The organism is Streptomyces sp. NPDC048370 (genome assembly GCF_043200825.1).
Lineage (GTDB): Bacteria > Actinomycetota > Actinomycetes > Streptomycetales > Streptomycetaceae > Streptomyces.
This window is the reverse complement of sequence record NZ_JBICYI010000029.1, coordinates 1-10,858: the sequence shown is the minus strand read 5'-3', so window position 1 is coordinate 10,858 and position 10,858 is coordinate 1. Positions and strand designations below refer to the sequence as shown.

Here is a 10,858-nt window from a genome sequence, read left to right as displayed (position 1 = left end):
GTCCTTTTCCCCCTGAACTTGCCCCGTCGGCGTTCGGGGGCTGCTGTTCGCGGTTGGTCAGGCTGCGGTGTTGAGGGGGCGTCCGCCCCAGCGGATGCCCCGCCGCCCGGCGGCGTCATCGCCGGAGCCGTCCAGTACCGCTACCTCGGCATCCAGATGTTCGAGGGCTACGCCGGCACCAGCGACTCCGGCTTCCGCGCCGAAGTCGAACAGTCGGTGCCCCAGCGGGCGTACCGGAGGAGTCGATTCCGCCCGGCCGTCTGGTCGTGCCTCGTGTGATGGCCCAAGTCGCGGTTCAAGGCGCCAGTTGGTCGCGAAACCTGTGCGATCATGATCGTCGTTTTCCGGCCATTGCCGGATTCTTCTTCTCGATTGCAGAGGACCATGAAGCTCACCTTCTTCGCCCGCGCTCGGCACGGGCTGCTTGTTCTTGCCGCCTCCCTCGGTCTCGTCTTCGGCCTCTCAGCCGCTCCGGTCCAAGCGGCCACGCCGACCTTCATCTACCTGGGCACCGTGACGATCCAGGCGAAGCACTCGGAGAAGTGTCTTGAGGTGGCGGACTGGAGCAAGGACAACGGCGCAGCCGTCCGCCAGTGGACCTGCACCGGTGGCGACAACCAGAAGTGGTACCGCTGGGGCGTGTCGGACGACGTCGATGCCAACTACTACATCAATGTCAACAGTGGTAGGTGCCTAGAGATCGGCGGCTGGGCGACCGGGAACGGTGCGACCGCCAACCAGTGGGGCTGCCACTACGGTCTCAACCAGCGCTTCTACGGCGGGACAGGCTTCGCCATGGACTACAGCTACTCCCCCCAGAAGTGCCTGGAGATAGCTGACTGGAGCACGCAGAACGGCGCCCCCGCGCGGCTGTGGACGTGCACTTACCAGCCCAACCAGTACTTCTACATCAAGGCGGCGTGAGCCTTGGGCGGGTGCCGGGCACATGGCCGGGTACCCGCCCGTTCACTCTTGCCACGCCGGGGTAGCAAGTTGGCCCGTCGGCAGGCGGACCTGACCGTGCAGGTGTCCGAACTCGGTGAGTGATCCCACTGTGCACGGCACGGGATTCTGCTCCTCAGGTTCACTGTCTCTCTGCCCGAAGCACCCGTGAACGTCTGCGGCAGACCACAGCGTACTCAGGACGGCTTGAATCTGAGCGTCATCACTCGTCCGACCTCGATGGCCAGCTCGTAGTAGCCGTTGGACCAGTTGGTCTGGTCCCGGAAGGCGGCAGGACTCGTCATGGCGTGTTCATGTGGCAGAGCCGTCCCTCAACGCCACCCGCATTCAAACGCGCGGCCGGACCAATTGAGATGACCTCTTAAAACACGCCCCCGCGTTCACCAGGCCGGCGGCCGCGCTCGCCTGGGGATGCTGCGGGGGCGTCGCCGTAGGTGTACGCGGTGCGGATGTGTCCGTCGCGGGCGTGGACGACGACCTGCGCGGGGGTGTGGTCCTTTGCCCGTTGGCGGTCGGAGTCGATGGCGTCCTGCTGTGTACGGTGCGGCTCGCGCAGCATCCGGGCGCCTTCCCTGGCCTCGACCTGCCACTTCATGTCCTTCGACATCGAAGATGGTCGCCTGCAGCGCGCTGATCTCGGGCGACTGGGTTGAATGTCAATGGGTGCGGCTCTTCTCGGAGTGAGGTAGCGCCTGCCTTTCGGATCATTCCGGGCTCGCGGAGTCTGGCACCGTGCCTCGCCGCTCGGCATGCCCCGGCGGTCTTGCTGCACCGTCTCACTTCCATCCGTCGGTCCACACCGCGGTGCCGGCTGCGGACCGCTGTGACCCATACCGAGGGTGATCGTTACTCACCGGGTTGAGCCGGACCGGGCACTCTGGGTGCCCGTGGGGAAGAGGGTGTTGCATGGCGACGTTATGTCGGCCTGCCGTGTCGGTTCCTGAGTACGTCATCACCATGGAGGAGACACTTGAGCTCGCGCGCTCGCGCCATGCCGACCACCCCCAACTGGGCCTCTCACTACGCCTGATTGAGAACACCGGGGTACGGACCCGCCACCTGGTGCAACCGGTCGAGGAGACACTCGCACACCCAGGCTTCGAAGAGCGCAACCGGCTCTACGCGGCAGAGGCCAAGGCCCGCGTGCCCCTGGTCGTACGGCGGGCGCTGGAGGACGCCGGGCTGCGCGCCGCCGACATCGACCTGATCATCTACGTGTCCTGCACCGGGTTCATGATGCCCTCGCTCACCGCCTGGCTCATCAACTCGATGGGATTTCCGTCCACCACCCGGCAGTTGCCGATCGCCCAGCTGGGCTGCGCGGCCGGCGGCGCCGCGATCAACCGGGCGCACGACTTCTGCACGGCCTACCCGGAGGCGAACGCGCTGATCGTGGCCTGTGAATTCTGCTCCCTGTGCTACCAGCCCACCGACGTCAGTATCGGGTCGCTGCTGTCCAACGGGTTGTTCGGCGACGGTGCGGCCGCCGCAGTGGTCCGCGGGACGGGCGGAGCCGGCATCCACCTGGAGCGAAACGGCTCGTACCTGGTCCCGGGCACCGAGGACTGGATCGCGTACGACGTACGCGCCACCGGCTTCCACTTCCTGCTCGACAAGCGGGTGCCGGGCACCATGGAGCCGCTCGCCCCCGCGCTGTGCGCCCTCGCCGACGGATACGGCTGGGACGCGTCCGACCTCGACTTCTACATCGTGCACGCCGGGGGGCCGCGGATCCTCGACGACCTCAGCAAGTTCCTGGGCGTGCCCCCGGACGCCTTCCGCTTCAGCCGGGCCACGCTCACCGAGTACGGGAACGTGGCGAGCGTCGTCGTACTGGACGCGTTGCGCCGCCTGTTCGACGAGGGCGGCGCCGCCGACCGGGCGCGCGGCCTGCTGGCCGGATTCGGGCCGGGCATCACCGCCGAGATGACACTGGGCCGCTGGAGCCGTACGCCGTGACCCTTCCCGAGGCAGATACCACGATCACATCCGCCACCCCCACGGCCCCGCTGCCGCCTGGCGGCCTGATCGTGCCGCCCGGCGGTGGTCGCACGCTGCGCACCGCCGCGCAGCAGGTGACGTTCAAGGCGACCGGCGAACAGTCGCGCAGCGCATCGAGCTTCGAGGTCGTCGTACCGCCCGGCTTCGACGTCGGCGCGCACGTCCACACCCGCAGCGAGGAGCTCTTCTACGTACTCGAAGGGGAACTCGACGTCCTCGCCTTCGAGCCGCGCGTGCGCACTCCCGACGGTTGGCGCGGGTGGCGGTCTTCGCAGGGGGATGGCGTGGTCCGCGCCACACCCGGCACGGTCATCGTGGTCCCGCCGGGCTGCCCGCACGCGTTCGCCAATCCCACCGAAGCCCCGGCGAGGATGTTCTTCCAGTCGTCCCCGCCGCCGGACCACGAGCGGTATTTCGAGGAGCTCATGGACATCCTGTCCGCCGACGGACCCACCGACCACACCGCCATCGCGGCCCTGCGCCGCCGCTACGACATCCAGCAGCTCACCCCGCTGCGCCACGACCGGCCGGCGAGGAGCCAGTGATGCGGGACACCGCTCCCCCCGTGTACGAGGCTGCGAATCTGACAGCGCTGGACTTCGACCCCTTCCTCCGCGAGGCACTGCGAGGCGCGCCGGTCGTCCGGATCCGCCTGCCGCACGGGGCTCCTGGCGAGTGCTGGCTGGCGACGCGGCACGATGTGGTCCGGTTCGTCACCTCCGATCCCCGGTTCAGCCGGGACATCGTCGGCCGGCCGCTGCCAAGCATGAACAGGTACCTCGTCCCGCTGGACCGGGCGGTCAGCTTCGTGGATCCCCCCGACCACACCCGGATCCGCTCAGTGGTCTCCTCGGCGTTCAGCCGCTTCGGCATCGCGGCGCTGCGTCCGCGCGCCCAAGCGGTGCTCGACGAACTGCTCGACCGCATGGTGGCGTCGGGGCCGCCCGCGGACCTCGTCCGGCAGGTGACCTCGCCGTTCCCCCTGCATGTCATCGGAGCTCTACTGGGCGTGCCGGAGGCCGTCCGGCCGCGGCTGCGTGAGTGGGCGGACACCGTGTTGACGAGGGCGACGGACGAGGCGGGCGTCGAGCGGGCCCGTCAGGCCAAGGAGGCCGCCCGCGCCTCGTTCCGCGAGCTGGCCCGAGAACGGCGGGCCCGGCCGCAGGACGATCTCATGAGCGCGCTGGGAGCCGCGGTCGAGAGCGGCAGGATCGAGGGGGAGGAACTCCTCGCCCTGGCGCTGCTGATGGGGATCAACGGCTGGCACGCCGTCCGCAACCACACCTCGAACATGGCGTACGTACTCCTCACCAACGGCGGCCTGATGAGCCGGCTGCGGTCGGACCTGGGGGCCGTGCCGGCCGCCGTTGAGGAGCTGCTGCGCTGGATTCCGCACAAGCACGGCGTGGGACAGGCGCGCATCGCCACCGAGGACGTCGAGGTGGGCGGCGTCCTGATCCGGCGGGGCGAGGCCGTGTACGTCTCGTACGTGGCGGCCAACTGGGACGAGTCGTGCTACCCCGAGCCGGGCCGCATTGACATCGACCGCCAGGGCCCGCCCCACCTGGCCTTCGGCTACGGCCCCCACCACTGCCTGGCGCCGCTGCTGGCCCGGTTGGAGGCGGAGCTGCTCCTGACCACGCTGATCGAGCGGCTGCCGGGCCTGCGGCTGGCCGTCGATCCCGGCGAGGTGGTCTGGCAGAAGGACGTGCTCATCCGCGGACCGGTGGGACTGCCAGTGACCTGGTAAGCCGACGGGACGGAGCCAGGGCCGCAGCCCGGCAGCGGCCGGCGGGCCGTACCCGTGCGCGGGCCGGTGGTCGGTTCGTGCCCACCCCCGTCCGATACCGACACACAACACCCCCAGCTCGATTACCCCTCACGACTAGATTCACTGCCAGAGAAGTCGATTCGGCTGAGTTCGCTGTCAAAGCTCCTCGATTGAATGACAAGGGACACTTCACGCCCGCGGCCGCAGCCCGACGTTTATGCGGACTTCCGACGCCGGGACGCCGCTGTCTTCTTCGGGGCCGACTCCTTCGCCGACGTCCTCTTCTTGGCGGCCGTGGTCTTCTTCGCCGGCGTCTTACGGGCCGCCTTCTTCTTCGGCATCTCGTGCACCGTCGCGTCCCCAGCGCTGGTCTCGCCCCGGGCCTTCTTGGCCTTGGCGACGGACTCCTCCAGCGCGGCCATCAGGTCGACGACCTGCCCGGCCGGAGTGCCCTCCGCGCCTTCGGGGGCGGCGGCCGGGGTACGATATTCGGCCTTCGCCTCGATCACCTCGACCAGCGCGTCCCAGTAGTGGTCGGTGAGCTCCAGCTCGTCGAGACGGTCCACGGAGAGCACGTCCAGCAGGGCCATCGCCTCGGTGAGTTCCCGTTCGGTCAGGTCGACCGCGTCCGGCGCGAGCTCGGCGGGGTCGCGCACTTCGTCGTCCCAGCGCATCGCGTGCAGGAGGAGGGCGTCGCCGTACGGGCGGACCAGGCCGAGGCGCTCGCGGCCGCGGAGTGCGAACTTCGCGACCGCCACCTTCGAGGTCCGCCCGAGCGCCCGCCGTAGAAGGACGTACGGCGAGGCACGGTGTCCCCCATCCAGCCGGATGTGGCGGACCGTTTCCCCGGTGAACCTCTTCACCCCCACGGCTGAGCTGTCGGCGAAACCGCTGGTCACCGGGCGGTGTTGGCCGGTACCCACGTGTTCGTGATCAAGAACATGGCTCGCGGCCTCGCCGCGCTCTCCCTCACCCTTGCCCCGCTCGCAGTCCCCACGACCGCGCAGGCCGCCTCCGCTGCGCCGGCGGGCGCCGAGGTCCTCGCGCTCGCCGACGCCCTGGAGCTCGTCGAGGTCGCCGACGAGTCCCGTACCGGGTACACCCGCGACAAGTTCAAGCACTGGAACGCCGGCCTCGACCGCACCGACGGCTGCAACACGCGCGCCGAGGTCCTCCTCGACGAGGCCGCCGAAGCGCCGGCCGTCGCCACCGGCTGCAAGCTCTCCGGAGGCTCGTGGAGCAGCTACTACGACGGCCAGCAGGTCAACGACCCGGCCAAGCTCGACATCGACCACATGGTGCCGCTCGCCGAGGCCTGGGACTCGGGCGCGAGCGCGTGGACACCGGCGCGGCGAGAAGCGTACGCGAACGACCAGGACGCCCCCACGAGTCTGGTCGCGGTGACCGCCCGGTCGAACCGCTCCAAGAGCGACCAGGACCCGGCGGAGTGGATGCCACCGCTGCCCGACGCCCACTGCCGCTACGTCGGCGAATGGACCGCCACGAAGCTCCGCTGGGGCCTCACGGCCGACCAGGCCGAGGCCGACGCCATCAAGGTCTACGCCGACACCTGCGAGACCACCGTGGTCCACTACACGCCCGCCCCGTAGCCCGCGCCAGCGACCTCGGCCCGTATCCGTAGCTGTGCCGGGTCGTTGCTGAGGGCGGAGCGGACCGCACCGCTCGTCAAGGGTTCCCCCCGCCGTCAACCGGGCGGAACCCGGCAGGCCCCACCCGCGCCCCTCGTGCCGGCGGGGCCTCTGCTGTGCCCGCAACGGCCGGTCCCACCCAGGGGCCGGCCGTTGCGCACGCACTCGCACGAGGTCGTGGTCGAGGAACTCCTCGACCACGAGCACCTCGCCGGAGAGGTCGAGGAATTCCTTGTCGACCTCGTCCATGAATACCTCGCCGCTCCGTACGGGTCATGACCCGGGGTTGAGGACCATCGCCGCGATCGCCACCACCGCGATGGAGATCGTGAGCGGCACAGCGGTCTTGGGCCGAACGTAGGCGAGGAGCGCGACACCGCCGGCCACCAGCATGGTGACGACGAACGCGATCACGTACACGAGCTCGGTCTGGTTTATGAAGAAGGTCCTCCAACGGTAGAAAAAGGGCGTCCACACGGCACTGGTTACGCCGGCCACGGGGTGTGTGGCCAGCACGGTGGAGGACAGTTGGGTAAGACGCGCAACCCGTCCCTCCCGGCGAGTGGACGGAGGCGCGACGGAACGTGGCCCTGGGCCAGCCCTCCACCCCTTCGGTGGGCTCGACCGCCTGAGGACAGGAGAAGGCCGGCGAGGCGGGGTTCCCGTGGGGAACCCCGAGACGTGCCCGTGTGCGGCCTAGCGCGGCAAGTCCTAAAAGGCGGCGCATTTCGGGGTAATGAGCCCGAAGGGGACCTAGGGAGTCGAATGCTCCAGGGATCGTTGGTAGGACGCCCGGAGCGTGGGCTCGCACGGAGCAGATGGTGGGCTGGAAACGCCGCAGCCCCACGTCCATGCACGTGTGGCTTTGTAGGTGAGTACCGAGAGTATTTGTCGCTCAACGGCGAGAGCACTCCGTACTGTGGAAGAGCGATGTCGCCGAGTTTCGAGAGCACCTGGGTGCTTCCCTCGGGAGCTTGGGTGTGCTCTACACGGTGAGGGGCTCCGGTGCTGCCGAACCCCGACAGCCGGCAACACCACCACACCCCAGCGGCGAGCATCGCCACCCCTGGAGACGTGGAACCCGGCGTGACAGGCAGGCCATGGGCTTGCCCACAACCAGCCCGACAAACCCAAACGGCCCGCCGGTTGAACCGACGGACCGTGAAGTCGAGGCCACCGGTCAGCCCTGGACTTTGGCCGCTTGCATGGCGGTCAGCCGGTGGACGTAGCGGGCGGTGACGATCGCTGCCGGCACTACCAGCAGATGCAGAGTAAGAATGAACCAGGTTTCCGGCTGGAACTCATACCGGTAGTCCAACTCGCAGCAAACGCTCTTGCCTGCGACGGTTACCTTCCTTTCGATGCTCACCTCCTTGCGGAACGTGGTCCATGAAGTCAGCAGGAGCGGCCAGGTCATGAGGGTCACCAGGCAGGCGGCCCACCAGGTGCGCAACAGACGGGCCGGGTCTGCGCCGCCCCCCTGGCCAGGCGGGCTGGAGGCATGCCAGACGTCGTTGGCGATCTGCTTGGGGAGGAAGAGATTCACGACCGGGATGAACCATCCCAGCACCGCCATGTACGGGCGGTATCGCAGCCGGCCGGGAGCGAACTGCTCGGCGATGGAGCGCACGCGGGCGGACCAGATCAGCCAGCTCACTACCAGCCCTATGCCGAAGAGGAGCTGGGCCGTCCAGAGGACGCGCTCTGCAGGGCTTCCCCAGGCCGACGGCTCCAGGTATCTCTCCCATACATCTACCCGGAACGGAAAGATAGCGTCGTCATACACGTGTCCTTGGTCGGTTGCGACGATGACCTGTTGGATTACCGTCAGTGTGGAGACCAGGGCGGAGAGGGTGAGGAACCAGTAGACAGCGGCCCGGTACCCGTCGGCCGGGCTCGTCTCGCCGCGTGCGCGGCGGCGTTCGTCGGCCAGACGGGACGGCGGTTCCTGCGCTCGTACGGCCTGGTCGTGCTGGGATGCCCGGGGCTCCCGGTCGAGGGCCGTGGGCGAGTACAGCGGTTTGGCTGGGCCTGCGGCTATCGCGTCGGCGGTGGAATCCGCGTCGACCGGAGTCATCCGGGTGTGCGGGTCCTCCTGGTTGAGGAGCTGGACGGCTTCCTGGCCGAGCCGGGTCAGCACCTCCAGCGGCAGCCAGGGGCCCAGTGATCGGTACTGGGTTTCCTGCCGGTCCCGCAGTTCGGCCAGAGTGGGCCGGTCGGCCGGATCCTTGGCGAGGCAGGTCTCGATAAGTTCACGCAGCGGCTCGGGCACGCCGGTGAGGTCCGGCGGCTCGTGCACCACCTTGTACATCAGAGCGTGCAGCTGTCCTCCCGCCACCTCGAACGGGAGCCGCCCGGAGGCGGCGAAGGCGAGCACCGCGCCGAGCGAGAAGATGTCGCTCGCCTCGGTCAGGCTCTCGCCGCGGATCTGCTCCGGTGACATGAATCCGGGCGAGCCGACCACCACCCCGGTGTTGGTCAGGCCACCGGTGGTGGAGTCCAGAGCACGGGCGATGCCGAAGTCGATCACTTTCGGGCCTTCGATGGTCACCATGACGTTCGACGGCTTCAGGTCACGGTGGACCAGCCCGGCGGCGTGGATGTCACCCAGCGCCCGGCACAACCCGGAGGTCAGGCCATGCACCGAGTGCTCCGGCAGCGGCCCGTGCTGCTCCGCCACCACCTGCTGCAGGGTCGGTCCGGCGACGTAGGTCGTCGCGACCCAGGGCAGTGCCGCGTCCGGGTCGGCGGCCAGCACGGCGGCAGTCCAGTCCCCGCCGACCTGTTGTGCCACGGCGGTCTCCTTGGCGAACCGGCGCCTGAAGTCCGGGGCCGCTGCCAGCTCGGCGCGGATGGTTTTCACCGCGACCATCCGCCCCCGCGGGGACCGGGCCAGGTAGACCACCCCCATGCCGCCTTCCCCTAGCCGGCCAAGAAGCCGGTAGTCGGCGACCCGCTCGGGGTCCTGCTCTTGCAAAGGCTGCACGGTAGGTAGCTCCCCCTGGAACATCACTGCGGCGCCCCAAGGCTAGTGCCGCATGACGGTACGAGAGTGATGAGGCTCCCTGAACCTCCCCACCCCACGCTTCAGGTGGTGGCCAAAGTTGCTCACTTTGATTCCCCACCTACCGTGACTGTCGACCGTTCTCGACTGGTCCTGTCTCTTTGGTTTCACGTTGATCGGGCCACGTGCGAGGGTGGTGGCCATGCCGCAGCTCGGTCACCGCCTCCGGTCCTTCAGATTCGCGTTTGGACTCGCTCCGACGAGCTTCGCGGCCTGCCTGGAAGCAGGCGGCTCAGTCCTGGAGCACGCCCTGGCGGATGAGGCGACGCTCTGCGGCATCCCTCGGCGCCAGGTGACGGTCTATCGGCATCTGTTCGTTGCGAAGAGGTCCGGGAGGTGCTCGGACTGCCGGGTGAGGGCAATCGACGCCTCGTCCGGGGCCTGAGTCAGGTCCCTGGCGAGCGGCCGCCCTCAGTCTTCCCAAGGCGCGTCCAGATCAAGATGGCTGCGAGGTGGAGTGCGCCCTCGTAGGCGATGGCGAGTTTGTCTGTTCGCATGGCCAGTCCGCGCCACTGCTTGAGACGGCTAATGCACCGCTCGACGGTGTTGCGCTGCTTGTATGCCTCCGCGTCGAAGCCGGGTGGACGACCGCCGGTTCGGCCTCGCCGGAGACGGTGTCCGACCTGGTCAGAGGGCTGCGGAATAACGGCCCGGATGCCTCGGCGGCGAAGGTGCTGGCGGATTGCCCGGGAAGAGTAGGCCCGGTCCGCCAGAACGACATCAGGTCGGGTTCGTGGCCTGCCCAGGCCGGTGCGCGGGACTCGGATGCGAGCCATGACGGCCTCGAATGCAGGTGCGTCGCCAGCCTGACCAGCGGTGACATGAATGGCGAGGGGCCGTGCCTGGCCGTCACTGGCGAGGTGAACTTTGGTGCTCAGGCCGCCTCGGGAACGTCCAAGTGCGTGATCGGCAGGTTCAGCTGCTCTGTCCGCTCCCTTTCCTTGCCCCAGCCGCGTGCTGGTGGGCCCGGCAGACAGTGGAATCCACGGACACCGCCCACTCCACCTCGTCAGCCGCGTCCGCCTGGGCAAGCACGGCGGCGAAGATCCGTTGCCAGGTGCCGTCGGCAGCCCACCTGATCAGACGTTTGTGAGCGGTCTGGAACGCACCAAGCTCGTGGGGAAGGTCCCGCCAGGGCGAGCATGTGCGGTACTTCCACGCGATGGCTTCCAGGGTTCGGCGGTGGTTGGCCCATCGCCGACCGCGGACCGGATCAGCCGGCATCAGCGGCTCGATCTGGTCCCACATCGCATCAGTGATCACTAATCGGACAGACACATCCGATCAACTGACCAATCGATCAAAGAGACACGCTCTAAAGGGTGTTGCAGAAGCTTGGGCGTCGGCAGGCCAAAGCGGCGTCTGACCTGCTGCTTCAGCGTGTCATGGCGAGGTTGTGCATGGTGGCGA

11 protein-coding genes are annotated in these 10,858 nt (G+C 68.5%); 6 read left to right on the top strand and 5 right to left on the bottom strand.

Translation table 11 applies throughout. From position 1 onward, the window contains the following. Positions 1–372 precede the first annotated feature (372 nt). The gene (locus ACGFYP_RS34545) at positions 373–924 is read left to right on the top strand and encodes an RICIN domain-containing protein (protein WP_393502059.1); all 552 of its coding nucleotides are present in this window, start codon (positions 373–375) and stop codon (positions 922–924) included. Positions 925–1,324: 400 nt separating this feature from the next. On the opposite strand, the gene ACGFYP_RS34540 is transcribed toward ACGFYP_RS34545, so the two are convergent. After that, positions 1,325–1,570 (bottom strand): DUF2188 domain-containing protein, encoded by a 246-nt coding sequence (locus ACGFYP_RS34540; RefSeq protein ID WP_393502057.1) that lies wholly within the window; start codon positions 1,568–1,570, stop codon positions 1,325–1,327. Between the two features lie 299 nt (positions 1,571–1,869). Between ACGFYP_RS34540 and ACGFYP_RS34535 the strand changes: the two genes are divergently transcribed. The 3 genes from ACGFYP_RS34535 to ACGFYP_RS34525 are packed head-to-tail and all read left to right on the top strand — an operon-like array spanning position 1,870 to position 4,714. Beyond that, positions 1,870–2,922 carry a type III polyketide synthase gene (locus tag ACGFYP_RS34535; protein WP_393502055.1) on the top strand — a complete coding sequence of 351 codons (1,053 nt, stop codon included), beginning with the start codon at positions 1,870–1,872 and terminating at the stop codon, positions 2,920–2,922. 50 nt (positions 2,923–2,972) lie between these two features. Next, a complete protein-coding gene (locus tag ACGFYP_RS34530) occupies positions 2,973–3,509 on the top strand; it encodes a cupin domain-containing protein (protein WP_393502060.1) in 537 nt (178 codons plus the stop codon). Continuing rightward, positions 3,509–4,714 carry a cytochrome P450 gene (locus ACGFYP_RS34525; protein WP_393502053.1) on the top strand — a complete coding sequence of 402 codons (1,206 nt, stop codon included), beginning with the start codon at positions 3,509–3,511 and terminating at the stop codon, positions 4,712–4,714. Before ACGFYP_RS34530 ends, ACGFYP_RS34525 begins: the two co-directional genes overlap by 1 nt. Before the next feature lie 236 nt (positions 4,715–4,950). Here the strand turns inward: ACGFYP_RS34525 and ACGFYP_RS34520 are convergent, their stop codons facing one another. Continuing rightward, a complete protein-coding gene (locus ACGFYP_RS34520) occupies positions 4,951–5,634 on the bottom strand; it encodes a Ku protein (RefSeq protein ID WP_393502050.1) in 684 nt (227 codons plus the stop codon). Positions 5,635–5,664: 30 nt separating this feature from the next. Here ACGFYP_RS34520 and ACGFYP_RS34515 point away from each other — a divergent pair, with 30 nt between their 5' ends. Further along, a complete protein-coding gene (locus ACGFYP_RS34515) occupies positions 5,665–6,345 on the top strand; it encodes an HNH endonuclease family protein (protein WP_393502049.1) in 681 nt (226 codons plus the stop codon). A gap of 192 nt (positions 6,346–6,537) precedes the next feature. After that, entirely contained in the window at positions 6,538–6,663 is a 126-nt protein-coding gene (locus ACGFYP_RS34510) for a hypothetical protein (protein WP_393502047.1), read from the top strand. On the opposite strand, the gene ACGFYP_RS34505 is transcribed toward ACGFYP_RS34510, so the two are convergent. The 3 genes from ACGFYP_RS34505 to ACGFYP_RS34495 all read right to left on the bottom strand — a co-directional run bounded on the left by ACGFYP_RS34505 (position 6,658) and on the right by ACGFYP_RS34495 (position 10,696). Further along, positions 6,658–6,804, bottom strand: a complete 147-nt coding sequence (locus ACGFYP_RS34505; RefSeq protein ID WP_393502046.1) for a hypothetical protein — start codon at positions 6,802–6,804, stop codon at positions 6,658–6,660. The genes ACGFYP_RS34510 and ACGFYP_RS34505 overlap by 6 nt on opposite strands. A 760-nt stretch (positions 6,805–7,564) precedes the next feature. Then, complete coding sequence (locus ACGFYP_RS34500; RefSeq protein WP_393502044.1) at positions 7,565–9,361, bottom strand: protein kinase; 1,797 nt, start codon at positions 9,359–9,361, stop codon at positions 7,565–7,567. A 473-nt stretch (positions 9,362–9,834) separates the two neighbouring features. After that, a protein-coding gene (locus ACGFYP_RS34495; RefSeq protein ID WP_393502042.1) for an IS5 family transposase occupies positions 9,835–10,696 on the bottom strand; the annotation gives its coding sequence in 2 pieces (ribosomal slippage) (positions 9,835–10,384 and positions 10,383–10,696; 864 coding nt in all). Positions 10,697–10,858 lie beyond the last annotated feature (162 nt).

What these genes read in the sequence shown, in the direction of transcription:
- ACGFYP_RS34540 (WP_393502057.1), bottom strand. Translation starts at nt 1,570, where the DNA reads ATGTCGAAGGACATGAAGTGGCAGGTCGAGGCCAGGGAAGGCGCCCGG.
- ACGFYP_RS34535 (WP_393502055.1), top strand. Translation starts at nt 1,870, where the DNA reads ATGGCGACGTTATGTCGGCCTGCCGTGTCGGTTCCTGAGTACGTCATC.
- ACGFYP_RS34525 (WP_393502053.1), top strand. Translation starts at nt 3,509, where the DNA reads ATGCGGGACACCGCTCCCCCCGTGTACGAGGCTGCGAATCTGACAGCG.